Annotated in this window: 26 protein-coding genes; 16 read left to right on the forward strand and 10 right to left on the reverse strand. The window is 58.7% G+C overall.

Translation table 11 applies throughout. The features are described 5' to 3' along the window. Positions 1-76: 76 nt before the first annotated feature. Complete coding sequence (locus ACR1XY_RS11435) at positions 77-1,063, forward strand: fatty acid desaturase (RefSeq protein ID WP_480593316.1); 987 nt, start codon at positions 77-79, stop codon at positions 1,061-1,063. A gap of 92 nt (positions 1,064-1,155) precedes the next feature. Further along, positions 1,156-1,893 (forward strand): helix-hairpin-helix domain-containing protein, encoded by a 738-nt coding sequence (locus ACR1XY_RS11440; protein WP_480593318.1) that lies wholly within the window; start codon positions 1,156-1,158, stop codon positions 1,891-1,893. 54 nt (positions 1,894-1,947) lie between these two features. On the opposite strand, the gene serS is transcribed toward ACR1XY_RS11440, so the two are convergent. From serS to ACR1XY_RS11455, 3 genes are all read right to left on the reverse strand, one after another. After that, positions 1,948-3,240, reverse strand: a complete 1,293-nt coding sequence (gene serS / locus ACR1XY_RS11445) for a serine--tRNA ligase (RefSeq protein ID WP_480593321.1) — start codon at positions 3,238-3,240, stop codon at positions 1,948-1,950. A gap of 72 nt (positions 3,241-3,312) precedes the next feature. Continuing rightward, positions 3,313-4,293 carry a mechanosensitive ion channel family protein gene (locus tag ACR1XY_RS11450; RefSeq protein ID WP_480593323.1) on the reverse strand — a complete coding sequence of 327 codons (981 nt, stop codon included), beginning with the start codon at positions 4,291-4,293 and terminating at the stop codon, positions 3,313-3,315. 42 nt (positions 4,294-4,335) lie between these two features. Next, the gene (locus ACR1XY_RS11455; protein WP_480593325.1) at positions 4,336-4,977 is read right to left on the reverse strand and encodes a hypothetical protein; all 642 of its coding nucleotides are present in this window, start codon (positions 4,975-4,977) and stop codon (positions 4,336-4,338) included. A 202-nt stretch (positions 4,978-5,179) separates the two neighbouring features. On the opposite strand from ACR1XY_RS11455, the gene yajC reads away from it, so the two are divergent. The 10 genes from yajC (at position 5,180) to ACR1XY_RS11505 (ending at position 12,087) form a co-directional block, all read left to right on the forward strand. Beyond that, the gene (gene yajC / locus ACR1XY_RS11460; RefSeq protein WP_170399935.1) at positions 5,180-5,467 is read left to right on the forward strand and encodes a preprotein translocase subunit YajC; all 288 of its coding nucleotides are present in this window, start codon (positions 5,180-5,182) and stop codon (positions 5,465-5,467) included. Between the two features lie 33 nt (positions 5,468-5,500). Beyond that, a complete protein-coding gene (gene secD / locus ACR1XY_RS11465) occupies positions 5,501-7,162 on the forward strand; it encodes a protein translocase subunit SecD (protein ID WP_480593327.1) in 1,662 nt (553 codons plus the stop codon). A gap of 1 nt (position 7,163) precedes the next feature. Continuing rightward, positions 7,164-8,132, forward strand: a complete 969-nt coding sequence (secF, locus tag ACR1XY_RS11470) for a protein translocase subunit SecF (protein ID WP_480593329.1) — start codon at positions 7,164-7,166, stop codon at positions 8,130-8,132. Beyond that, positions 8,113-8,871, forward strand: a complete 759-nt coding sequence (locus tag ACR1XY_RS11475; RefSeq protein ID WP_480593331.1) for a TSUP family transporter — start codon at positions 8,113-8,115, stop codon at positions 8,869-8,871. Before secF ends, ACR1XY_RS11475 begins: the two co-directional genes overlap by 20 nt. 9 nt (positions 8,872-8,880) lie before the next feature. Continuing rightward, positions 8,881-9,234, forward strand: coding sequence for an Mth938-like domain-containing protein (locus ACR1XY_RS11480; RefSeq protein ID WP_480593333.1), 354 nt, complete (start codon positions 8,881-8,883; stop codon positions 9,232-9,234). 66 nt (positions 9,235-9,300) lie between these two features. Further along, entirely contained in the window at positions 9,301-9,915 is a 615-nt protein-coding gene (ccmA, locus tag ACR1XY_RS11485) for a heme ABC exporter ATP-binding protein CcmA (RefSeq protein WP_480593335.1), read from the forward strand. Further along, positions 9,912-10,568, forward strand: coding sequence for a heme exporter protein CcmB (ccmB, locus tag ACR1XY_RS11490; protein WP_170399925.1), 657 nt, complete (start codon positions 9,912-9,914; stop codon positions 10,566-10,568). Before ccmA ends, ccmB begins: the two co-directional genes overlap by 4 nt. 61 nt (positions 10,569-10,629) lie before the next feature. After that, on the forward strand, positions 10,630-11,403 hold the full coding sequence (locus ACR1XY_RS11495) for a heme ABC transporter permease (RefSeq protein WP_480593337.1): 774 nt from the start codon (positions 10,630-10,632) through the stop codon (positions 11,401-11,403). Next, a complete protein-coding gene (gene ccmD, locus ACR1XY_RS11500) occupies positions 11,400-11,558 on the forward strand; it encodes a heme exporter protein CcmD (RefSeq protein WP_480593339.1) in 159 nt (52 codons plus the stop codon). The genes ACR1XY_RS11495 and ccmD overlap by 4 nt, the downstream gene beginning before the upstream one ends. After that, the gene (locus ACR1XY_RS11505) at positions 11,551-12,087 is read left to right on the forward strand and encodes a DsbE family thiol:disulfide interchange protein (protein WP_480593341.1); all 537 of its coding nucleotides are present in this window, start codon (positions 11,551-11,553) and stop codon (positions 12,085-12,087) included. Before ccmD ends, ACR1XY_RS11505 begins: the two co-directional genes overlap by 8 nt. A 115-nt stretch (positions 12,088-12,202) precedes the next feature. Here the strand turns inward: ACR1XY_RS11505 and acnA are convergent, their stop codons facing one another. After that, the gene (acnA, locus tag ACR1XY_RS11510) at positions 12,203-14,893 is read right to left on the reverse strand and encodes an aconitate hydratase AcnA (RefSeq protein ID WP_480593343.1); all 2,691 of its coding nucleotides are present in this window, start codon (positions 14,891-14,893) and stop codon (positions 12,203-12,205) included. Positions 14,894-15,132: 239 nt separating this feature from the next. Between acnA and ACR1XY_RS11515 the strand changes: the two genes are divergently transcribed. Next, positions 15,133-15,834: a DUF1223 domain-containing protein gene (locus tag ACR1XY_RS11515; RefSeq protein WP_480593345.1), complete on the forward strand. Its 702-nt coding sequence runs from the start codon at positions 15,133-15,135 to the stop codon at positions 15,832-15,834. On the opposite strand, the gene ACR1XY_RS11520 is transcribed toward ACR1XY_RS11515, so the two are convergent. The 4 genes from ACR1XY_RS11520 to purB form a co-directional block, all read right to left on the reverse strand. After that, the gene (locus ACR1XY_RS11520; RefSeq protein WP_480593347.1) at positions 15,835-16,758 is read right to left on the reverse strand and encodes a lysophospholipid acyltransferase family protein; all 924 of its coding nucleotides are present in this window, start codon (positions 16,756-16,758) and stop codon (positions 15,835-15,837) included. A 92-nt stretch (positions 16,759-16,850) separates the two neighbouring features. Then, entirely contained in the window at positions 16,851-17,939 is a 1,089-nt protein-coding gene (locus tag ACR1XY_RS11525) for a flagellar motor switch protein FliG (RefSeq protein ID WP_480593349.1), read from the reverse strand. 68 nt (positions 17,940-18,007) lie between these two features. After that, the gene (locus ACR1XY_RS11530; RefSeq protein ID WP_480593351.1) at positions 18,008-18,553 is read right to left on the reverse strand and encodes a tetratricopeptide repeat protein; all 546 of its coding nucleotides are present in this window, start codon (positions 18,551-18,553) and stop codon (positions 18,008-18,010) included. Positions 18,554-18,932: 379 nt separating this feature from the next. Beyond that, positions 18,933-20,237: an adenylosuccinate lyase gene (gene purB / locus ACR1XY_RS11535; RefSeq protein WP_480593353.1), complete on the reverse strand. Its 1,305-nt coding sequence runs from the start codon at positions 20,235-20,237 to the stop codon at positions 18,933-18,935. Between the two features lie 350 nt (positions 20,238-20,587). On the opposite strand from purB, the gene ACR1XY_RS11540 reads away from it, so the two are divergent. Together ACR1XY_RS11540 and ACR1XY_RS11545 are read left to right on the forward strand one after the other, a co-directional pair. Then, entirely contained in the window at positions 20,588-21,148 is a 561-nt protein-coding gene (locus ACR1XY_RS11540) for a hypothetical protein (RefSeq protein WP_480593355.1), read from the forward strand. Between the two features lie 12 nt (positions 21,149-21,160). Then, positions 21,161-21,484 carry a hypothetical protein gene (locus ACR1XY_RS11545; protein WP_480593357.1) on the forward strand — a complete coding sequence of 108 codons (324 nt, stop codon included), beginning with the start codon at positions 21,161-21,163 and terminating at the stop codon, positions 21,482-21,484. Between the two features lie 10 nt (positions 21,485-21,494). Here the strand turns inward: ACR1XY_RS11545 and ACR1XY_RS11550 are convergent, their stop codons facing one another. Then, positions 21,495-22,709: a bifunctional alpha/beta hydrolase/OsmC family protein gene (locus tag ACR1XY_RS11550; RefSeq protein ID WP_480593359.1), complete on the reverse strand. Its 1,215-nt coding sequence runs from the start codon at positions 22,707-22,709 to the stop codon at positions 21,495-21,497. Between the two features lie 236 nt (positions 22,710-22,945). Here ACR1XY_RS11550 and ACR1XY_RS11555 point away from each other — a divergent pair, with 236 nt between their 5' ends. Continuing rightward, positions 22,946-23,134 (forward strand): hypothetical protein, encoded by a 189-nt coding sequence (locus ACR1XY_RS11555; RefSeq protein ID WP_480593361.1) that lies wholly within the window; start codon positions 22,946-22,948, stop codon positions 23,132-23,134. A 4-nt stretch (positions 23,135-23,138) separates the two neighbouring features. Here the strand turns inward: ACR1XY_RS11555 and dddP are convergent, their stop codons facing one another. Then, positions 23,139-24,482, reverse strand: a complete 1,344-nt coding sequence (dddP, locus tag ACR1XY_RS11560; RefSeq protein ID WP_480593364.1) for a dimethylsulfonioproprionate lyase DddP — start codon at positions 24,480-24,482, stop codon at positions 23,139-23,141. Positions 24,483-24,584: the final 102 nt, after the last annotated feature.

The following is a 24,584-nucleotide window of genomic DNA, read 5'->3' on the forward strand; positions in this document are numbered from 1 at the left end:
CGCGTGACTTGAATTCGAGGAAGACGCAAATAGTTTCGATGTGAATTTAACTTGGCCAATCGTGGGGACAGGCTGAATGAACTTGCGGGAATATACACGACAATATGCGGTGCAGGATAACCGGCTGGCCGCCCTAAGCTATTTTGGAACATTCGCGGTTTATTTCTCGTCGCTGGCGCTGGCCATCGCGTATGTCGACCGCTGGTATGTCATGATCCCCGCTGGGGTTGTGTTCGCCTTTTCCGCTGTGCGCCTCTATGTGCTGCAGCACGACTGCGGTCACCATTCTCTGTTCGAAACTCGTGAACAGAACGAATGGGCCGGGCACGGGCTGTCTCCGTTCACCTTCGCGCCGTTCGAGGTAATGAAGCAGAACCACAACCTGCACCATGCGGGCATCGGCAATCTGGAACATCGCGAAACCGGTGAGATTCACACCATGACCCTGCGCGAATGGAACGAGGCGGATTGGAAAACCCGATTGTTCTATCGTCTTTATCGCAACCCGTTCGTTCTGGTCCCGGTCGGTGCACTGTTTACCTATTTCATCCGCTATCGCTGGCCCAAGAACACGGTGCGGTTCGGGGTCAAGGGCGTGGTGTTGCACAACCTGTCCATCGTGGTGTTTCTGGGCCTGCTATACCTGATCGCAGGCACGACGGGCATTCTGGTCTGGCTGGTCTTCTCTCTGCTGGGTGGGATGCTGGGCGTGTTCCTCGTCTATCTGCAGCATAATTTCGAGGACACCTATTGGGACCGCCGTCCGGACCTCGATCCGCAACTGGCGGCGCTGCAGGGCTCGTCCGCATTGGATTTCGGCTGGTGGTTCGACAACGCCGTAGCGTGTATTACGTTACACGATATTCATCACTTCAACGCTCGCATTCCGTCTTACCGGTTGCGGGCGTGCCACTATAACCTGCCGCCCGAATACACGCCGCGCCGGATCAAATTCCCCGAGGCCGTGGCGGCGCTGAATTTGAAACTCTGGGACGAGGATGCCAAACGCCTCGTGCCATTTCCGAAAAAGGACACAACCGGTACGCTGGCGCACAGCAGTTGATACTTTGCGGCGGCTTTGATCGCCCATCGGCTTGCTGTTGTGTATATACGGTGTATATATAGTTGTTTACAGGGAGAAAGAAAGGACAAAAAATGACCGCAGTGACAGAAGTTAAGGGTGTGGGTGAGGCTATGGCACAGGCGCTGAGCGCCAATGGTTTTAAAACCGCCGAAGCCATAGCCAAAGCCAGCCCAGCTGACCTTACCAAAGTCCCCCGAATTGGGGCGGCGCGGGCTCCGCTTCTGATTGCTGCTGCGAAAGAAGCGATTGCGGCCAAACCAGCTGCAGCCAAAACTCCGGCCAGAAAACCTGCGGCGGCCAAACCAGCTGCAGCCAGGACTCCGGCCAGAAAGCCCGCAGCGGTCAAAACAGCTGCTGCCAAAACTGCAGCCAGAAAACCCGCAGCAACAAAGCAAGCCGCTGCAAAAACTACCACTCGCCGCAGCCCGGCGCGCAAACCGGCCACGCGCCGCGCTGCGCCGCGCAAAACTGTAGCAGCTGCAGCCGCCGACAAACGCGCAGAAGAGGCCGCGCGCAAAGCTGCAGAAGACGCCGCGCGTAAGGCCGCCGAAGAAAAAGCCGCTGCCGAGGCCGCCGAAGCAAAAGCCCGCAAGAAGGCCAAGGCAAAAGCCAAAGCCGAAAAGGCCGCCAAAAAGCTGCAAGAGATGGAAGCCGTGTTCTCGAAGGCCAAGGACAAGGTGAAAGCCAAGTCGAAAAAGGACAAAAAGTCCAAGAAGGACGGCAAGAAAAAAGATCAGAAGAAAAAAGACGACAAGAAGAAAGAAAAAAACAAAAACAAAAAGAAGGATAAGAAAAAGGCGAAGAAGTAAGCCCTCTCCGCCCTTTGGATTATCGAACCGGCGCTGCTTTCGGCGCCGGTATTTCTAGGCCAGCGAGCCGTCCAGTTGCAGCGTCAGCTTGCCACCCAGATAGGGGGCCAGAACCTCGGGCAGGGTCACGGTGCCGTCGGCATTCTGGCCGTTTTCCAGCACGGCGATCAAGCAGCGCCCAACGGCTAGACCTGAGCCGTTCAGTGTATGGACATATTCCGGCTTGCCGCCGCCCTCGGGGCGGAATCGCGCATTCATGCGACGGGCCTGAAAGTCACCGCAGGTCGAGACCGAGCTGATCTCGCGATAGGTGTCCTGACCCGGCAGCCACGCCTCGATGTCATAGGTCCGGCGCGCGCCAAAGCCCATGTCACCGGTGCACAGGATCATTGTGCGATAGGGAACGCCCAACTTTTCCAGAATACCCTCGGCACAGCGCAGCATACGCTTTTGTTCCTCATCCGATTTATCCGGATGAGTGACCGAAACCATCTCGACCTTTTCGAACTGGTGTTGGCGCAGCATCCCGCGGGTGTCCTTGCCCGCAGATCCGGCTTCGGAGCGGAAGCACAGCGAATGCGCGGTGTAGCGGCGGGGCAGGTAGCTTTCCTCGATCATCGTATCGTTGACGATATTGGTCAGCGAAACTTCGGAGGTCGGGATCAACCACCAGCCTTCACGGGTCTGATAGCTGTCCTCGCCGAATTTTGGCAGTTGGCCGGTGCCCTGCATCATCTCGGACAGAACCAGAACCGGTCCATTAACCTCGGTCAGTTCGTTTTCGTTGATATGCGTGTCCAGCATGAATTGGGCCAGCGCCCGGTGAATGCGGGCGACGCCACCGGACAGCAGTACAAAGCGCGAGCCCGAGAGTTTGGCAGCGGTCTCAAAGTCCATACCGTTCTGCACGGCTTCGATCTCGAAATGCTCTTTTGGGGCAAAACCCAGCTCGCGCGGGGTGCCCCAGCGGTTGATCTCGACATTGTCGTTCTCATCCGCGCCTGCGGGCACGTCCTCGGCGGGCAGGTTGGCAATGCGGATCAGCTGGTCCGTCAGCAGAGCGTCCAGGTCCTTGGCCTCGGTTTGCATCCGGGCAATCTCGGCCTTTTTCTCGGCTACCAGAGCGCGCAGCCGTTCGAACTCGGCCTCATCGCCGCGGCCCTTGGCAGCTCCAACCTCTTTGCTGGCCTTGTTCTGTTCGGCCTGCGCCGTTTCAGCGGCAAGAATCTTGGCGCGGCGGCTTTCGTCCAGCCTCAGCAAATCTGACGACACCGGCGCGTCCCCACGGCGCGCAAGAGCGGCGTCGAAGGCGGCTGGGTTTTCGCGAATGGCGCGGATGTCGTGCATGGTTCAGATCCTTAAATGCGTGAATCACTGAAACCGCTTATGCACCATCTAAAAGGCAGGGTGTAGCACCGGTTACGACTTATCCGCACCCGCGAGCGATTCATGCGCCAGCTGCCCATCCCATTCCCCGGTTGGGATTTTTGGCTCGGGCGGATCGGCCATGTAAGAGGGCGTCATGATCTGCACCCCGTTCTCGTTGAACACGGCCACGATATTGCGATGCAGGTCCGATCGAATTTTCGGGATGATACTACCGCGAGTCGTGTAGCCGTTGATCTGGTAGTTGATCGCGTAATCTGCCAGAGCGGTCCACAAAACAAAGGGTTCAGGTTTTACCTTGATCCCTTTGGTGCGATGGGCGGCCTCTATTAGCATGGCCTCGACCTTTTCCGGGGGCTCTTCATAGCCGATGCCGACAGTGGTGTGCAACAGCAACCCGTTGCCATCGGTCTTCTTTGAGAAGTTCACCACATCCGAGTTCATCAATTGTGCATTGGGGATTGAGATCAACTCGTTCTTGATTGATTTCAGATGCGTCTCCATCAGCTTGATTTGAACCACATCGCCGATATGATCCCCGATCTGGATACGGTCCCCAATAGAGGTCGAGCGGCGATAGATCACGAATAGCCCTGCCAGCATGTTCGACACGACTGAGTTTGCACCCAGCGACAGCATTGCGCCGACAAGAATGGTCAAACCTTGAAACGCGGCCGAATCCGAGCCGGGGATGTAGGGGACGGCAAAAACCAACGCGATCAGGATGACAACGACGCGGGCGATATTGAAAGTAGGGCTGACCCAGTGTTTCTCGAAATCACCCAGATCGAACGAGCCTGCCTCGACCGCATCAAAGAATACGCGCATACCCCTGATGATATACGTTGTGACCCACGCGATCAGACCCAGCATGATCAGATTGGGGAAATAGCTGATGATTCCCCTGAAAATCAGCAGGACCGGCTCGGTCAGATAGGTCAGCAGCAATTGCGCGAAATAGCGAGTTTCTGCAAAAGCCAGAAGAACGAAGGACAGGTAGTAGTAAAAGCCCAAGAAGAAGATCACCAGCAGGACGAAGTTCAGCCCATACCGGACCTAAGCAGCTATCGCCTCGGCCTGAACGCTTTTGGCGGTGGCGGTTTCCACGTCTTTCAGGTGGCGTTTGACGAATTTTAGCGTGCGCCGCCTGATCCTGCGATGCAGCCACAGGATCGTTATGACAAAGACGGCAAATCCGACCGTCCAGGCCGCGGCCTCTATAGCGCCTGATACCCGCGCTTGTTCACTTCGGTTTGCGCGATAGGAGATGATGGCCGTTTCAATGGCGCGCCCATGCAGAAAACTGAGGACATCCAGTTCCATCTGTTCCAAATCAGCGTCGGCGGTGGTGACTATCGAAACCGAAACACCGTCGACAAGAATATGCGTGCCGAGATCCGTATCCTCATACGTCACAACGACGTCGGAGCTTTTTGAGGATTCGGCGACCTCTATGATGTTGTTCTGAACGGTTACCGCGCGTTCCGGAGCGGGAAGTGCGCTGGAGCCGCGAAGAAAGAACAGCGTGTCGCCGTCGACAATTACCGGCGCCTTGAAAACTTCGGTGTCGCTTATCTCGGTGTCCTGTGGTTCAGCCGGTGCGTTCTGCGCAGCGATTGGATTGGACAGAAGGACAATGACAACGGTCGAAAGCAACAGATGCATCAACAACTGGAAGGGTTTGATGTTTCTAGTCATTCGGCCTCCTTGCCTCTGACTATATCCATGTCGGCGGGCGTTCCTAGGACATATCTGCAACGCTTTAGAACATCCTTGGCACCGGCTGCACAGAACCGATACGTTCCGGTACCGCCTTTGCTTGCAAACGGCGGGTTCAAAGCATAGGTTCTCGCCAAATTCGCGGAGCCCCTCCGCATCTCCAAACCAAAAGGAATATCCCATGGAAGGTGGCGCAATCGCCCAGTTTCTCCCGCTTATCCTGATCTTTGCGATCATGTATTTCCTGCTGATCCGTCCGCAGCAGAAGAAGATGAAGCAACATCAGGCCATGGTCGAGGCCGTGCGCCGAGGTGATCAGGTCGTCACTCAAGGTGGATTGATCGGCAAGGTGTCGAAGGTCAAGGAAGGCGAGAACGAAATCGAGGTCGAACTGGCCGAGAACGTCAAGGTTCGTGTGGTCAAGTCGACCATCGCTCAGGTTCTGAACAAGACCGAACCGGCAAAGTAACTTCGCGCGACAATTCCTTGAAAAGGCAGGGTAATGCTGCAAATTGATACCTGGAAGCGGGTTCTGATCTGGCTGGTCTGTGTGACCGGTCTGCTGATGGCCCTGCCGAATGCGTTTTATACGCGCGTCGAGCAATCCAACGATGCCAAGGCCGCGATTGAGCTTGGCATCGACACCCCTGAAATGCAGGCGCAGGCGGCGCAGTGGCCGAACTGGCTGCCGTCGTCGCTGGTCAATCTTGGCCTCGACCTGCGCGGCGGGGCGCATCTGCTGGCCGAAGTGAAGGTCGAAGATGTCTACGAATCCCGGATGGAGGCGATGTGGCCCGAGGTGCGCGACGCGCTGCGGGACGAGCGCGCAACCGTCGGCACGATCCGCAAACAGGAATCGGCCCCCGATGAGATTCGCGTTCGCATCAGCCAGCCCGAGGGGATGTCCCGCGCGCTGGAGGTTGTGCGTGGTCTGGCCCGTCAGGTTCAGACGCTGACTGGCGTCGGTGCCACCGATATCGAGGTGCGCGCCGAAGGTGACACTCTTGTCGTGCAACTGTCAGAAGCCGAGAAGCTGGCCTCGGACGACCGCACCGTGCGGCAAGCCCTGGAAATCATCCGCCGCCGGATCGACGAGGTTGGCACCCGGGAGCCCACCATTCAACGCCAGGGCGCGGACCGTATCCTGATCCAGGTTCCGGGTATCGGTAGCGCGGGTGAGTTGAAGGGGATCATCGGCACCACGGCGCAGCTGACCTTCAATCCGGTTGTCGGGCGTGGCACTGACCCGGACGCCGTTCCGGGCATCGGGCAAGAAGTGGTTCCGTCAATAGATGAAAACGGCGTGTACTACATCATCGAATCCGCTCCGGTTGTAACTGGTGAGGAACTGGTGGATGCACAGCCTTCGTTCGACCAGAACGGCCGCCCAGCTGTCAGCTTCCGCTTCAACACGTCAGGCGCGCGGAAGTTCGGCGACTACACCCGTGACAATATTGGCGCGCCTTTCGCCATCGTGTTGGATGACGAGGTGATCTCGGCCCCTGTGATTCAGGCACATATTGCTGGCGGATCGGGGATCATCACCGGTAACTTCACCGTCGAGGAAAGCACCAATCTGGCAGTGCTGCTGCGTGCTGGCGCACTTCCCGCCGGGCTGGAGTTCCTTGAAGAACGCACCATCGGCCCCGAGCTGGGGCAGGACAGTATCGACGCGGGCAAGACCGCAACCATAGTGGCCTTTGTCGCGGTTCTGAGCTTCATGGCACTCAGCTATGGTCTTTTCGGCGTGTTCGCCAACATTGCGCTGATCATCAACGTCGGGCTGATCTTTGGCCTGCTGTCGCTGATCGGGGCGACGCTGACCTTGCCGGGTATCGCAGGCATCGTTCTGACGGTGGGTATGGCGGTGGACGCCAATGTGCTGATCTTTGAACGTATTCGCGAGGAACTAAAATCCGCCCGAGGTCCGGCGCGTGCCATCGAGCTGGGTTATGAAAAGGCGCTGTCGGCTATTGTCGACGCCAACGTGACGACGTTCATTACCGCCGTGATCCTGTTTGCCATGGGCAGCGGACCGGTGCGCGGTTTCGCGATCACGCTGGGTCTGGGTATCCTAACCTCGGCCTTCACCGCGATCTTCGTAACCCGCCTGATTGTCGTGATGTGGTTCGAGCGCCGCCGTCCGAAAATGATCGAGGTTTGACATGAGACTGAAACTGGTACCCCAGAACACCTCGTTCGATTTCTTCAGCCGCTGGAAAGTCTGGTTGGGTATTTCGGCCCTGATGATGGTTGTCGCGTTCACATCCTTCATGCTGCAGGGACTGAACTTTGGCATCGACTTCCGCGGCGGGACCACGATCCGGACCCAGTCCACGCAAGAGATCGACATCGGCGCCTACCGTGACGCCATCGCGCCGCTGGAACTGGGCGATGTGACGATCACCGAGATTTTCGATCCAACCTTCGGGGCGGACGAAAACGTCGCCATGATCCGAATTCAGGCGCAGGCGGATGCCGAGGCGGTCTCGGCCGCCACCGTTACCGCCGTTGAAGAAGCGCTGAAGGTCGCTGTGCCGGATATCGAATTCGTTTCCGTCGAATCCGTGGGTCCTAAAGTCTCGGGCGAGTTGATCCAAACCGCCGTGATCGCGGTTATGCTCGCCATCGGGGCGGTGTTGGTCTACATCTGGCTGCGCTTTGAATGGCAGTTTGCGTTGGGGGCCGTGGCCGCGCTGGTGCATGACGTGATTCTAACCATCGGGATCTTCTCAGAGCTGCAGATCCGCTTCGATCTTGCCATTATCGCAGCGCTTCTGACCATCGTGGGTTATTCGCTGAACGACACCGTGGTCGTGTTCGACCGGGTGCGTGAGAACCTGCGGAAATACAAGAAGAAAGACCTCAAAGAGGTTCTGAATATCTCGATCAACGAAACGCTCAGCCGGACGGTCATGACCTCGGTTACCACGCTGCTGGCGCTGATCTCTCTGTATGTGCTGGGCGGAGACGTGATCCGCGGCTTTGTCTTCGCGATGATCTGGGGTGTGATCGTGGGGACCTATTCCTCGGTCTTCGTGGCCTCGACCATCCTGCTGTGGCTGGGGGTTAAACGCGACTGGTCCAAGCCTTCCAGTACGGCGGGCAATCAATTTGCCAACATCGACGCCTGAACTTTTCGGCCAGTCCCCAACGGGGCTGGCCATCATCCTTTGCGCCGCCTTCCTCAGCGGGGTCGTGCGCGGATTCTCGGGCTTTGGCACCGCGCTTATTTTCTTACCTGTCGCTACGCCTTTTCTTGGTCCATTTGGCGCCCTGATAGGCTTGACCATCATGGATATTTTTGGCCCGTTGCCGAACCTGCGCAGAGCATGGAAAACCGTACATCGCATGGATCTGGTGCGATTGTTGGCGGGGTGCGCGCTTATGCTTCCTGTGGGGTTATGGCTGTTGACCAAGGTCGAGCCCGAGGTGTTTCGCTATACCGTCAGCCTGTTGGCGCTTTTCATGCTGGCTGTGTTGATTCTCGGTTTGCGGTACCACGGCCATGTCGGTAGGGGCATGGTCACGGGAATCGGCGCAGCGGCCGGGTTTCTGGGTGGTGTGGCGGGCTTGCCCGGCCCGGCGGTGATCCTGTTCTACATGTCGCGCCCCGTTCCCGTCGAGGTGATACGCGCCACGATCCTATTGTTCCTGTTTGGGTTCGACTTTCTCATACTAGGTTTTCTGACTGGGATGGAGCGCGTGACCTGGGCGGCAGTTGCACTGGGGCTTGTGTTGGCGGTGCCGAATCTGTTTGGCAATTGGCTGGGCGGTTGGTTGTTCCGACCCGCCTATGAAAAACTCTATCGCGCTGCGGCCTATTTGGCGATCGCGGTTGCGGCCTTGTCGGGGCTGCCGCTTTGGGGCTAGAAGGTGCCCATGCGCCTGAATGAGATCACCTATAACAACGCTGTTCCGGTTGATGGCTATGGCCCCGGCTTTTTCCGCATTGACGGGCAGGTTTACAATGGATCTGTTCTGACGGGGCCGGCCGGCACCGCAGACTGGGGCGGATACACGGATGATGCGCCGCTGCTGGCGTTGTCAGAGGCGGTGGACGTTCTGTTCATCGGCACCGGAGAAACGCTGACGCATATCCCGTCCAGCCTGCGTGCGGCGCTTGAGGACGCGGGAATGGGGGTGGAGATCATGAACTCCCCGGCCGCTTGCCGCACTTACAACGTGCTGCTGTCCGAAGGCCGGCGTGTTGCATTGGCGTTGTTGCCGGTCTGACCCTGCCGCAGAGCCTGCGGCAAATCTTGCCTTTTGCCTCTGTCAGCAATCAGATAAGCGGAACCCATGACACTGACTGTGACCGATCTGGCCATCGCCCGCGGCGGCGTTCCTGTCCTTGAGGGGGTGAGCTTTGCGCTGCAACCGGGCAAGGCGCTGATTCTGCGCGGGCCGAACGGAATCGGCAAAACAACATTGCTGCGCACGCTGGCCGGGTTGCAGCCGCCGCTGGCCGGGCAGATTGACGGGGCCGAAGATCAGATCGCCTACGCCTCGCATTCCGACGGGCTGAAGCCGACCCTGACGGTGGTGGAAAACCTGACCTTCTGGGCTTCGGTTTTTGGTACCCCTGAGATTCAACCTGCGCTGGACGCCTTTGCGCTGAACGAACTGTCGGATCGCCACGCAGGCAACCTGTCGGCAGGGCAGAAACGGCGGTTGGGGCTGGCGCGGATGCTGGTTACCGGGCGACCGATCTGGATGCTGGACGAACCCACCGTGTCGCTAGACAAAAACGCCGTGCAGATGTTCGCCGATGCCGTGCGGGCGCATCTGGGGCAGGGGGGCTCGGCCCTGATCGCCACTCATATCGACCTCGGCCTGGATGGCGAGGTTTTGGACGTCGGCCCCAACAAGGCGAAACCCAAACCCATCGAAGATTTCGACGGAGGCTTCCTGTGATCGCTCTGTTGCTGCGTGACCTGAAACTGGCCTTCCGCGCGGGCGGGGGCTTTGGTCTTGGTCTGGCGTTCTTTCTGATCGTGACTGTTCTGGTGCCGTTTTCGGTGGGGCCGCAGTCTTCGCTGTTGTCTACTATCGCCCCAGGCATCTTGTGGTTGGGCGCGCTGCTGGCCTGTTTGCTGTCGCTGGATCGCCTGCTGGCGCTGGATTGGGAAGACGGTTCGCTGGACCTGTTGGCCACCGCGCCGCTGCCGCTGGAATCGGTGGTTTCGATCAAGGCACTGGCCCATTGGCTGACCACCGGCCTGCCGTTGGTTCTGGCCGCGCCGTTTTTGGGCGTGCTGCTGAACCTACCGGTGCCGGGGTTCTTCTGGCTGGTGATTTCTCTCCTGATAGGCACTCCGGCCATGAGCGTCATCGGCACCTTCGGCGCGGCCCTGACCGTGGGCTTGAAACGCGGCGGGCTGCTGCTGTCACTGCTGGTATTGCCACTTTACGTGCCGACCCTGATCTTCGGTGCCGAGGTCGCGCGCCGTGGGGCAACGGGGATGGAGACTCAAACGCCACTGCTGATGCTGGCGGGGATCACGGCGGCCACGATTGCCCTTTTGCCCTTTGCCAGCGCAGCCGTCTTGCGCATCAACCTTCGGTGACGCGTTCAAACTTTGACCAATGTCAATTGAGAACGCACCCGACTCGGACTAGATAAGGCCCATGTCTATCGCAGCCAAAGCCAACGCCCTCTGGGAATACGCCAACCCGCGCAAGTTCCTTGCCACCAGCGAACGGGTGATGCCGTTTTTCTGGGTGACCTCGCTTGCGTGCATCGTGGTCGGACTGGTCTGGGGGTTCTTCTTCACGCCGGATGATTACAAGCAGGGGTCTACCGTCAAGATCATTTACCTGCACGTGCCCGCGGCGCTGATGGCGATCAATTGCTGGCTGATGATGCTGGCAACCTCTCTGGTCTGGTTGGTGCGGCGTCACCATGTCAGCGCGCTGGCGGCCCGTGCGGCGGCCCCCATTGGCATTGTCATGACGCTGATCGCACTGGCGACCGGGGCAATCTGGGGCCAGCCGATGTGGGGCACATGGTGGGCCTGGGATCCGCGCCTGACCTCGTTCCTGATCCTGTTCCTGTTTTATCTGGGCTACGTTGCGCTGTGGGAAGCCATCGAAGACCCCGATACAGCTGCTGATCTGACCTCGGTCCTTTGTCTTGTTGGCTCGGTCTTTGCGCTCCTCAGCCGCTATGCGGTGAATTTCTGGAATCAGGGCCTGCATCAAGGCGCGTCGGTAATGCGCGCGGCGGCTGTGACCGGGGCTGATACCGAAGAGAAAGTCAGCAACATCTATTTCTACCCGCTGCTGCTGTGCATCGTCGGGTTCGTGCTTCTGTTCATCGCGCTGGTTCTGTATCGCACCGGCACGGAAATCCGGGCGCGCCGGATCAAGGCGCTTTTGGCGCGGGAGAGGGTAAACGGATGATCCCTGATCTTGGAAAGTATGCAGATACGGTTCTGTGGTCCTATGCAGCCTCGATTGCACTGCTGGCGCTGCTGATCGTGTTCAGCATTGCGCGCGGGCGCAAGGTTCGGGCCGAAATGGAGAAGGTCGAACAAAGGATGACGCGCAATGGCTAAGATCTCGCCCCTGATGATTGCGCCTCCGGTGATTTTCGGCCTGTTTGCGGTCGCGGCATTGGTGCAATTGCAAGATGGGTCAGATGATACTCTGCCATCGGCCCGTCAGGGCCAGCCTGCGCCGCCTGTTGTTTTGACCGAGTTTCCGGGCAAGACTATGTTCGATGATGCGACCCTGCGCGATGGCGAGGTCAAGCTGGTCAACTATTGGGCCAGCTGGTGCGCGCCCTGCCGCGCTGAACATCCGAACCTAGAGACGTTGTCCCAGGAGGGCATTCCCGTCTACGGCATTAACTACAAGGATTCACTGGACAATGCCGAAGCGTTCCTTACTGATCTTGGCGACCCCTACGAAGCCATCGGACGGGATGAGCAAGGGCGCATGGCGCTGGACTGGGGTCTGTATGGAGTGCCCGAAACCTACGTGATCGATGGTGAAGGCACGATCATCTTGCGATTTGCCGGGCCGATCACCCAGCGCGTGATCGAAAGCACCATCCGGCCCGCGCTAGAAAAAGCAGGTCAGTAAATCGGACCGTTACTAAGCTGAGCGTGCCTGCTGCACGCGCATTGTTTCTGGACGGTAGCAAGGATCGATACGAACCGATCAAAAGCCCCGGCTCATCGGCCGGGGCTATGTTTTTTTAACCAGCTTTTGCCAGGTTTCTCAGCACGTATTGCAGTACGCCGCCGTTCTCGATGTATTCGATCTCGGGTGCGGTATCGATGCGGCACTTGAGGAGGATAGTCGTCTCGGCGCCGTCGGCATAGGTGATGGTGCAGGGCACCTCTTGCAGCGGTTCGACCGAGTCGAGGCCGTGGATTGAGACGGTCTCATCCCCCTTTAGCCCCAGCGATTTGCGATTGTCGCCACCAGTGAATTCAAACGGGATCACCCCCATGCCGACCAGGTTCGAGCGATGGATACGCTCAAAGCTCTCGGCGATCACGGCCTTCACGCCCAGCAACGCGGTGCCTTTGGCGGCCCAGTCACGGGACGAGCCTGCGCCGTATTGCTCGCCGCCAAAGACCACCAGCGGCGTGCCCTGCGCCTGATAGTCCATCGACGCGTCATATATCGAGGTCTGCTCGCCATCCGGCCCCTTGGTATAGCCACCCTCGACGCCATCCAGCATCTCGTTCTTGATGCGGATATTGGCGAAGGTGCCGCGCATCATGACCTCGTGGTTGCCCCGGCGCGAACCGTAGGAGTTGAATTCACGTGGTTGCACCTGACGGTCCATCAGATACTTGCCCGCAGGCGAGGTGGTCGCAAAGGACCCGGCGGGCGAGATGTGGTCGGTGGTGACCATATCGCCCAGAATGGCAAGAACCTTGGCGCCTTCGATATTCGAGATCGTGCCCGGCTCAGGCCCCATGCCCTGAAAATAGGGCGGATTCTGGATGTAGGTAGAAGTAGGCGGCCAGTCATAAGTTTCCTGTTGCGGAACCTCGACCTCTCGCCATTTCTCGTCGCCCTTGAAGACATCGGCATATTTCGACTGGAAGGCGTCACGGGTGACGGTCTGTTCGACCAGTTCCGCAATCTCGCTTTGGGTCGGCCAGATGTCCTTCATGAAGACGTCATTGCCATTCTTGTCTTGACCAATCGGTTCGGATGTCAGGTCAATGTCCATGGTGCCGGCCAGCGCGTAGACGACCACCAGCGGTGGCGACGCCAGATAGTTTGCGCGCACGTCCGGGGAAATCCGGCCTTCGAAGTTGCGGTTGCCTGACAGGACCGATGTGGCAACCAGATCGCCCTCGGCAATGGCTTCGCTGATTTCTTTCTGAAGCGGGCCCGAATTGCCGATACAGGTGGTGCAACCATAGCCGACAAGGTTAAACCCAATGGCATCCAGATGTTGCTGCAGGCCAGCCGCCTCGAGGTACTCCGACACGACCTGCGAGCCAGGGGCCAGAGATGTTTTAACCCAGGGCTGACGGTTCAGGCCCAGCTCATGCGCTTTTTTCGCCACCAGACCGGCGCCGATCATCACGTAAGGGTTCGAGGTGTTGGTGCAAGAAGTGATCGACGCGATCACGACCTTGCCCGACTCCATGCCGTATTCTTCACCTTTGACTTCGACCTGCTTACCCATCGGGCGTTTGAAGGTTTTTTCCATTTCGTTCAGGAAGGCCGCCTTTGCGTCAGTCAGGGCAACATAGTCCTGAGGGCGTTTCGGACCCGAGATCGCGGGCACGATGGTGCCCATGTCCAGCGACAGTGTGTCGGTGTAGATGGGCGCATAGTTCTCATCGCGCCAGAAGCCGTTCTCCTTGGCATAAACTTCGACCAATGCCAGACGATCCTCATCACGTCCGGTATTGCGCATGTAGCGCAGTGTCTCACCGTCGATCGGGAAGAAGCCACATGTCGCGCCGTATTCGGGGGCCATGTTGGCGATGGTCGCGCGGTCGGCGAGCGGCAGGCGGTCCAGACCTTCGCCGAAAAACTCGACGAACTTCCCAACTACACCCTTTTCGCGCAGCATCTCGACCACTTTTAGAACCAGATCAGTTCCGGTGGTTCCTTCGACCATAGAGCCGGTCAGCTCAAAGCCCACGACCTCGGGGATAAGCATCGAGATCGGCTGACCCAGCATTGCGGCTTCAGCCTCGATCCCGCCCACGCCCCAGCCCAGAACGGCCATGCCGTTGACCATGGTGGTATGGCTGTCGGTGCCGACCAGCGTGTCGGGGTAGGCGACCTCTTCGCCGTTCTGATCAGTGTCGGTCCAGACTGTCTGGGCTAGATATTCAAGGTTAACTTGGTGGCAGATACCGGTGCCGGGGGGGACAACGCGGAAGTTGTTGAACGCCGACTGGCCCCATTTCAGGAACTGGTACCGCTCCATGTTCCGCTCATATTCCCGATCCACATTCATCTGGAAGGCGCGCGGATTACCAAATTCGTCGATCATAACCGAGTGGTCGATGACCAGATCCACCGGGTTCAACGGATTAATCTTTTGCGCGTCACCACCCAACCCCTTGATCCCATCCCGCATTGCAGCCAGATCGACCACTGCGGGAACGCCGGTAAAATCCTGCATCAACACGCGTGCTGGTCGATAGGCGATCTCGCGCGGGTTCTTGCCACCATTGACTGCCCATTCGCCGAACGCCTTGATGTCATCGACCGAGACGGAAAAGCCGTCATCCTCAAACCGGAGCATATTTTCCAGCACTACTTTCAACGCGGCAGGGAGTTTCGAAAAATCGCCCAATCCGGCTTCTTGCGCGGCGGGAATCGAATAAAAAGAAATGGATTTGCCATTCACGTTCAGGTTGCGGCGTGTCTTGGCGGTGTCCTGTCCGACTGTTATGGGCATGTGTTGGCTCCCTCTCAAATGACTTGGGTAACGGGGTTCGCTAATAGCAATCTTTATTACCTTTCGCCCCGGTTCAAGGACCAAGGTGCGCAAATGCGGTTTGGTGCCACCGCTTCATGCACCGGTGAAGGAAGGGGCGGTTTCAAGAAACCTTGATTGGAGGGTGAGGCCCAAAGAGTTTAAACCATTCAGGTGCCTTATCGGTCGCAAACAGAAAAATAATCAGCCTGAGGTCAAACATGCTTAGATCCGCCGTCATTGCCACCGCGCTTTCTCTTGCTCTTTCTGTGCCAGCGGCGGCTGACAACAACCCCGTGGTGGTCGAGTTGTTTACTTCGCAGGGCTGTTCGTCCTGTCCTCCGGCCGACCGGCTGATGCATGACCTTGCCAAACGCGATGATGTGATCGGTCTGGCCTTGCATGTGGACTATTGGGATTACATCGGTTGGGAGGACGAATACGCCAACCCCAATCACACCCAACGCCAGCGAGCTTATGCGCGTCAGGGCGGGCGCTCGATGATCTATACGCCGCAGATGGTGATAAACGGCCAGCATGACGTGGTCGGCGCGCAATCGCGCGAGCTGGAGCGTTTGATCAAGGCGCATCTGACGGCCGCACCCGAGGCAGAAGTTGTGGCAACCCGGTCCGGCGATGAGGTGACCATCAATGTCACCCCGGTCGAGTTGTCCGCAGGTGAGGCGTTTGATGTTAGGGTCGTACAATACTCCCCGATGCGCCACGCTTCGATCCGGCGAGGAGAACTGGCCGGGCATGAGCTGGACTATGCCAATGTCGTGGAGTCCTGGCAGTTGGCCGGGCAGTGGGACGGGGCCGCGCCGCAACAGTTTTCCGCTGAGTTGCCCTCGGACCTTCCGACGGTTGTTCTGGTGCAGAGGATCGAACACGGCCCGATCGTTGCTGCCGCCAGGGTCAAATGATCAGGGCATGTCCTCGGGCTGCACGCCCAGCCCGTTCCAGGCTTTCCAGCGCCTGTGAATCCAGAACCACTGACCCATATGCTGCCGGACCACAGCCTCTAGGTCATCATTGGTGAACTGGGTCATGGTTTTCGGATCGGTATGCGGAACGGGATCGTGCAGCACGATCTCAAAATCAATGCCATTGGGCTGGCGAATAGCGTAGCAGGGGATCAGCTCGGCCTTGTATTTCATCGCTAGCTCTGCGTTCAGAACCGAAGTGACTGCGGGTTTTCCGAAAAACGTCAGTTCCTCTCCGCCATGGGCATGAAGGTCCGAGACGATGGCGATGATGCCGCTTTTCTTTAGCGAACGTACCATTTCAACCATGCCGCGACGGCCCTGTTCGAACATGGGTGCGCCGGTTTTATAGAACGCATCCACATAAGCTTCGTTGAAATACGGGTTTGCCATACGGCGATACAGGCACCCGATCGGCTTGCCGCTGCGGGCCTGAAGGGCAATGCGGGCGGCCAGGTAGTGGCCGAAATGCGCCGTAATCATCATCACCGGGCGTCCCTCGGCCACGGCCGCGTCAAAGGCGGCAACACCGGGGCCAGAGATTTTGGCAGTGCTCTGACGCTCGGTGAATCCTTCGGGCGAGAAATGCTCCATGATCGCGCGGCCCGCATTGTCGGGAACGGCGCGGCAGATGCGCTTTACCTCGGCGTCCGACAGGTCGGGGCAAGTCAGTTTAAGGTTCCTGCGCACGCGCTCGGTAAACCCGACCAGCGGAGCGAGGCCGCGTACGATGGTCCCCATCGTTGCGATGCGCAATTCATAGGGCAGCAAGCGCATCGCGCCGATCACGCCTTTCAGAAACAGACCGGTGACATAATACTTTCGAAGTGCCCCGCGGCTTAGTTCCGACTTTTCGACGGGCATAATCTGGTCTCACCGGCTGTTGCGAATTGCCGGGTCAGACATACAAGGCACATTCCCTGACCACAAGCGTTCCAATGGCTTGAGCCGTTCGCCTAGTCTTCACTTTCTTCTTCGATCAGCGTTATTGTCCCTCCATCCACAAGGGCACGGATTGCGCCCACGATCTTCGCCATCGCTTCTTCGGCGTCGGATTGCTTGACCTTTCCACCTTCCGAGACCTCTTCACGCAGGTTATCTGCCATCCGCGTGGACATGTTGGACAACATGAATTCGGCCGCGGTCTTGTCGTCATCCACCACAGCGCCTGCCAGTGCGGTGACCAGATCGACCTGATCAACTCCGCGCAGAATCGCGGGGACGTCGCGGGGTAGGATCCGGGATGGAATATGCGCAAAAGTAAAGATCGAACGGCGCACGACGCTGGCGAAATCCGAATCCTCCTCGTCCAGCGCGGTGAGCAGACCGTCCCGGGTGGATGCCGCCGATTGGTTCAGGATCGCACCCACCCTTGCGCCAGGACCATCCGAAAAGGCCTGAGACGGGCGCTGATCCAATTGCGCCGCCAGCGACCAGCCGATCCGCTCGACCGCTTCGGGGGTGACATTAGCGGTTTTCGAGATTGCATAGGTGATCCGTCGTGCGACCGGGCCGGGTAGGTGACCCAATAGTTGTGCGGCCTTCGCGGTCTCCAGTTTGGACAGCATCACGGCGGCAATCTCGGTGCTTTCCGCCTGCGCTATCACTGCGAGTTCCTCGGTAGGGATTTCACGCAGGCGCTGCCACGGATCACCGATTTGGCGCACCCCGGCAACTTTGCGCAGCCGCGCCGCCGTGGCCGAACCAATCTTACCATCCACCGCATCTAGCGCCCCCGCCAGACCATGCGGGAAGGACAGGCCGACGCTGTCCAGCGCCTCGGCAAATTCCTGTGCCACGGCATCCAGAGTGATGCGATCGACAAGACCCATCCGACCCAGTTGATGAGTCAGTTTCTCCTGCAGATCATCGGGAAGCTCTTCCAGCGGGATGTCAGCACCTTCATTCAGCAAAAGTCTCACAACGATGGCGGCCTTCTGCCGGTTGCTGAGGGCACGGGGAACGACACGCGGCGCTCCGTCCTTCTGATCTGCTACCGAAGCCGCCCCCGGTGCCACCTGTACTAAAGTGTTCGTATCCTGCATCTGCCTGCGGTGCCAAAGTTGCGTTCTACAGGCAGAGTACGGAGAGTCGGGTAAAGAAAGACTGAAGTTTAGTAGTTATAAGTCAGCCCGGTTCGGATCGCCTCGCGTAGGGACGCCTCGGCCCAGGTGCCTTCACCACCACGCGCCTTAATCTCGCGCCACTGCTCGATGGCCAGATCGGTCTTCCCCTCGGTCACAAATCCCTGACCCATATAGCTGCGGGCAAGGATGTTGTCGGGGTTAGACTCGATGGCGTTGGTGTAGAAGATATTGGCCAGCTCAAGCTCGCCCATCTTGCGGTAGGTGAAACCCCAATAGGTCAGTACACGATCGTCGTCCTGATCCATGATACGCAGAATGTCCTGCGCATTCTCGAACTGTCCATCATAGGCCAACTCGCGTACCGCGTCGTACAGCTCATCCTGGGTGAAGTTGGTCTTGTTCGGTTTGACGCAGCGCCCTGCATCTTTGTCATAGACGCGGCCGAACAGGCATTTCTTTGTCGTGTTGGTCGGTTTTGGCGGGGTGGTGGCACCGCCACCGCCGGCCGCATACAGGGCCGGTGTGAAGGCAAAGGTCTGAAGGGCAATAGCTGAAACTAATACGAGGCGCATTTTCCTACTCCGTTCTTAAAGCTGCTCTGATCAAGCATAGCGCGATCTGATAAAAAGCTAACAATCGGCTGCTCGCTTTTATTCACAGGTAGGAAAGAATTTCTCAGCTATTGACGATTTCTTCGCAGTTCTGAGAATCTGCGTCCCAATAAGTGCCCGGTGCGCAGGATTGGGTTTGTTTGGAATGGCCACTGCAGGCCAGAGCGACGGATGCGGAACATCCAAGGACCAAAGCGCAGATAAGCGTGCGGATCATGTTGTTTCTCCTGTTCGGAAATACCCGCGCACTATAGACGATTTTGCCCGTGTTGGCAAAAGACAAAGGCCCGGATCGCATCGTGCAACCCGGGCCTCTTTGAACCGCTTGGTCGGTCAGGAATTATTCGCCGAAGACGCGGGCGAAAATCGTGTCGACGTGCTTGGTGTGATAGCCGAGGTCGAATTTCTCTTCGATCTCTTCGGGGCTCAGCGCAGCAGTTACGTCGGCGTCCGCCAGCAATTCCTCTTTGAAATCGGTGCGGTGTTCCCAAACCTTCAGCGCGTTGCGCTGAACCATGGCATAGGCATCTTCGCGGCTGACACCAGCTTGGGTCAGCGCCAGAAGCACCCGCTGGCTCATGACCAAACCGGGGAACTTGTTCATGTTCTCGATCATGTTCTCGGGGAAGATCAGCATCTTGTCGATCACACCGGTCAGACGGGCCAGCGCAAAATCCAGCGTGATCGTGGCATCCGGCCCGATCATGCGTTCGACCGAGGAATGCGAGATATCGCGCTCGTGCCAGAGAGCTACATTCTCCATCGCCGGGATCACCGCTGCACGCACCATACGTGCCAGACCGGTCAGGTTCTCGGTCAGCACCGGGTTTTTCTTGTGCGGCATCGCCGAGGAGCCCTTTTGACCCATCGAGAAGAACTCGGCCCCTTCCAGCACCTCGGTCCGCTGCATGTGGCGGATTTCGATGGCGACGTTTTCGATGCTGCTGGCGATGACGCCCAGCGTGGCGAAAAACGCGGCGTGGCGGTCGCGCGGGATGACCTGCGTGCTGATCGGCTCGGGCACCAGACCCAGCTTGTCGCAGACATGTTCCTCGACCTGAGGGTCGATATTGGCAAAGGTGCCGACCGCGCCGCTGATCGCGCCGGTGGCGATCTCGGCACGCGCATCGCGCATCCGGGACAGGTTGCGGTCCATCTCGGCGTAGAAGCGGGCAAAGGTCAGGCCCATTGTGGTTGGCTCGGCGTGGATGCCGTGGCTGCGACCGATGCGGACGGTGTCCTTGTGTTCAATCGCGCGGCGCTTCAGAGCGGCCAGCAGACCTTCAAGATCGGCGATCAGCAGGTCTGCGGCACGGGTGAGCTGCACATTGAAGCAGGTGTCCAAAACGTCCGAGCTGGTCATGCCCTGGTGGACAAAACGGGCCTCTTCACTGCCGACATGTTCGGCCAAGTGAGTGAGGAAGGCGATGACGTCGTGTTTGGTGACGGCTTCGATTTCATCAATACGCGCCACGTCGAATTCCACGTCCTTGGCTTTCCACACGGCCTCGGCATTTTCACGCGGGATCACGCCCAGATCGGCCATGGCGTCGCAGGCGTGGGCTTCGATCTCGTACCAGATGCGGAACTTGGATTCGGGCGACCAGATGGCGACCATATCAGGGCGGGAATAACGTGGGATCATTGGCGGCTGCACCTTATCGTAATTTGGCAGGAGGCGATGCCGCGGGGTTTAAACGCACCCGCACAAGGGAACAAGACACGAGTGCGCAGATGAGACGGTTTGCCCTGATTTTGACGCTTTCAATCGAGCTTTTGGCCGTCCGGGGACGTCAACTGACCAAAAATAGAATTCCAGAGAGCTGGTAGAAAAACTGGTATTAAGGCAGGTCGTTTTGCGCGGCTGTGGGTGCCAGATGAGTTTCGGCTCTCTTCCCGAGACACCGAGGGATTCAGGTCCGAGTATGAGAGGCTGGACAAGCCCGGCCAGAAGCGGGCAATCTGATGTCAATGAAATCATCAGGTTATTGAGATATGCGTTTTTTTTCTGGCTCTTCCTTGGCTGCGTGCGCCGCCCTTTGGCTTGGGGTTGCGGCACCGGCCTCGGCGGACACCCCGATCACCTATACCGATGCTGGGCGCGCGTTGTTCAGTTTAGCGGTACCCGACTTCTGGGCTGTGCGCACTGGCGGCCCGCGCGAGATCGAGGACACCGAACTGGGGGACCCGCGTGCCGTAGCGCGCGTTATGGGTTTGCGGCCGGTGACAGATGACAATGTCTGGATGGGGTTCGTCTCTCCGGCGGGCGTCGCTTCGATTGAGGGCGGTTTGCGGTATCTGGAGGACATCGACAAGTTTCTGGTCAATGAGCCGACGGTCTCAAGCACCACCGACACTCGGATTGGCGGGTTGCCTGCGCGTGTGATCCGCGGCACCGGCATCCGGGACGGGCGCGGCATCAACTTCACGGCTACTGTGATCGACCTGCCAAAGGGGCGCGTGGCCGTTGTCGTGGCGATCCTGCGCGACGGTGCCGATCCAGCCTATGCCGACGTTCTGAACGATGTTTTCGCGTCGTTCCGTGCATTGCAGTAAGGAGAGGCGCTGATGACCACCAAACCGATCAAACGCCTGTTTCTTGCGCTGGGTCTTGGAGCCGCGAGTTTTTCCCTGTCGGCCTGTGATGGTGTCACGGTTGGGGTCGGGTATGGTTATGACCCGTTCTATGACTCGATGCTGTGGAACGACTATTACCACGATGTAGATGTGGATATTGATATCGACAGACCGGTACGACCGAACCCGCCCGGGGCTAAGCCACCGGTGCGGCCTAAACCGCCGATCGCCAAACCTCCAGCCCGACCGCGCCCCCCTGTGGCGCGACCGCCCGTTGCTCGGCCGCCCATTCATCGCCCGTCGCCGCGTCGATAGCGTTTTCGGGTCAGGCCAGCAATTCCGTTGTGATATGGGCTGATCCTTCCAGCGTTCTGTGAACGGGGCATTTGTCTGCGATTTCCAGCAGCCGCGCGCGCTGTGCCTGATCCAACGGGCCTTCAAGCCGGATTTTGCGGCGGAATTGGTCGATCTTGCCGTCTCCGGCCAATCCGGCATCCTGCCCGTGTACCTTGTTGTGGCAGACATCGACAGTGATGCCCGTCAGAGGCCACTGCTTGCGCCGCGCATACATGCGGATCGTCATCGACGTACAAGCCCCCAAACCCGAAGATACGAACCCGTAAGGCGACATACCTTTGTCGGTTCCGCCATACGAGGCAGGCTCATCCGCCACCGCGTGGTGTCGCGGGCCGGACTGGATGTCCTGCAGGAACCCCGAAGGATCAACCTCGGTCACGCGTACTACGCCCTCGGGCGCGCCGGGGGGCGGTGCGGGTGGGCTGAGGGGAATATAGCGCGTCACCCATGCTGCAATCACATCGGCTGCGTATTCAGCGTCCGAGGCGCGGGTGATCAGGTGATCGGCATCGTCCAAGGTGACAAAGCTCTTGGGGTGTTTGGCGGCCAGAAAGATGGTGCTGGCATTGTCGATGCTGACGGTTTCGTCGCGCGGTGCGTGCAGGATCAGCAGCGCCGCTTTCAGGTCGGCAATCGCCTGGGTCAGAGCGGATTCCGAAATGTCGTCGACAAAGGCCTTGCCAATGCGAAAGGGGCGGCCCCCCAGCATGACCTCGGCCGATCCATCCTGTTCGATCTGGGGCAGGGCGCCCTCGAAATGATGGGCGACATGGCCGGGATCGGCGGGCGCGCCGAGCGTGACCACCGCCTTGACGCTGGGTATACCTGCCCGCGCTCGCAGAACCGCAGCGCCGCCCAGGGAATGGCCGATCAGCAGGGCCGGGGCCATGTCGCGCCCGGCCAGATAATGCGCGGCGGCAATCAGGTCTTCGACATTCGAGGTAAAGGTGGTGTTGGCGAACTCTCCGCCCGAATGCCCGAGCCCGGTGAAATCAAAACGTAAAACGGCAATACCCATCGCGGCAAGCCGGGCGGCGATGCGACGAGCGGCCGGGATGTCCTTGGAGCAGGTAAAGCAATGCGCAAACAACGCGGTTGCCAGCACCGGCCCATCGGGCAGATCAAGGCGTGCAGCCAACTGGTTGCCGTCGTGACCGGCAAAGGTAATGCGTTCGGTGGGCATGGTTATTCCTTACGTGTCGGGATGAATCCAATACTGTGTACTTCGATCTGGCGGCTCAACCCCAATGTAAGACGCGTCACGGGAAGGTGAGTGAGGAGTATATGAATTAGTGGATTTGACGCTTCGCTGAGGGGGTTCAATGTTTGTGATGAAAGATCCATCAAATATTCGTTTTAACTATTCATCATGAACCCGCATGTATTAGCCACCGCAGGTTTTCAGCCAAGGAGGCTAACATGGCACATACCGCATCTGCCCCGCGTGGCGCAGTTTTTCGCCCCGACCTTTTGATCGTCATCGTCCTGACCGGAGTCCTGGGATTCACGCTGGGTCAGAACTGGCCGACGGTATCAACCACAGCCGAAGCCACCATCCCGTCTGAGGACTGGCACGGAAACGTGCGCCGCTCAACCTGGCCGGATTGAGGCTTTACACCTGTCCCATCAGCTGCGGATCGAACGGATAGGTCGTGAGGTTCTCATACCCGTCCTCGGTGATCAAAACCTGATCCTCAAGCTTGATCGAGAAGTCGCCGCCAACCTCTCCGACGGCGGCTTCGACACACAGGACCATGCCGGGCTCGAGCGGATAATCGTAAGAGCCCGCCACCGCCTTATCCGGATAAGCGACCAGCGGCCATTCATCACACAGGCCGACGCCGTGCATCAGGCAGCCATATTTCTGCGCCTGAAACTTGTCGTCCAGTTTATGTGCGTTGGCGGTCAGTTCAGGGATCATCACGCCGGGTTTCAACATCTCCATATTGGTCATGATGTGTTCATGGGCGTGCTGCATGGCATAGACCATGTCGGGGCGAGGTTTCTGATCCCCGATCCACCATGTGCGAGAGATGTCGATACAGATGCCGTAAGATCCGATCAGGTCGGTATCAAAAGCGATGATCTCATTCTTCTGCGTGATCCGTGGCCCGCATTCTTGAAACCACGGGTTGGTGCGCTGCCCCGAGGCCAGCAGGCGGGTTTCGATCCATTCTCCGCCGCGGCGGATGTTCTCGGCATGAAGAACTGCCCAAATATCATCTTCCGAGGTCTTGCCGTCGCCCACTTTGGCGCGGGCAAACTTCTCCATCTCGGCCACGGCGGTTTCGCAGGCGTGATTTGCGCAGCGCATCGCCAGAATCTCATCCGGGCCTTTGACAGCGCGGGTTTTTTCGGTGACCTCTTCGCCCTCCATGATCTCGAATCCCTGCGCCTCCAATGCGCGCAAGCCGTGCAGCATGATCTTGTCGACGGCCAGACGTTTGTTGTCGCCGCCATGTTCCTCGATCAGCAGCCGCACTTCGTTCGAGAACGCATCGGCTGCCACATCCACCTTGTCGCCCCTGTCGAAGTAAAACAGATCCGCGCCTGACCGCTGTTCGCGGACCAACGGGTTGAATTTGGACAGGAAGGGTGAGTTCTTATAGTCCCAGATGACCATATAGCCATCAGCACACAGCAACACTGCGCGGAACGGGTTATGAGTGTTCCACAGCTGCATGTTTGTACTGTCGGTGGCGTAACGGATGTTGAGAGGATCAAACATCAACAACCCGCCAAAGCCCCGGTCAACGATGGCCCTGGTCAGGCGTTTCCACCGGTGTTCCCGCATCCGGGCCAGGTCGGGCAGAGCCAGCCCGGCGGCCTCCCATTCCGCAAAGGCCAACTGTGTCGGACCGATCTCGATCCGGTCGTTGTCGTTTGGGGTCCCGTCGCCCAGTGTTGTGCCCTTGGTCGGGTCGATTTTGCGGTTGTCGCGGTAATGCCGGTTCATGGTGGGTCTCCCTGCCTGAGTTTTAGCGTGAAGAATCATTTCCCAAGCGTCTTGAAGGTTTGCGACGGCGCATCCGTCGCTTTTGGGCCGACAATCGGGTGA

This window comes from Ruegeria sp. AD11(2025), from assembly GCF_056542405.1.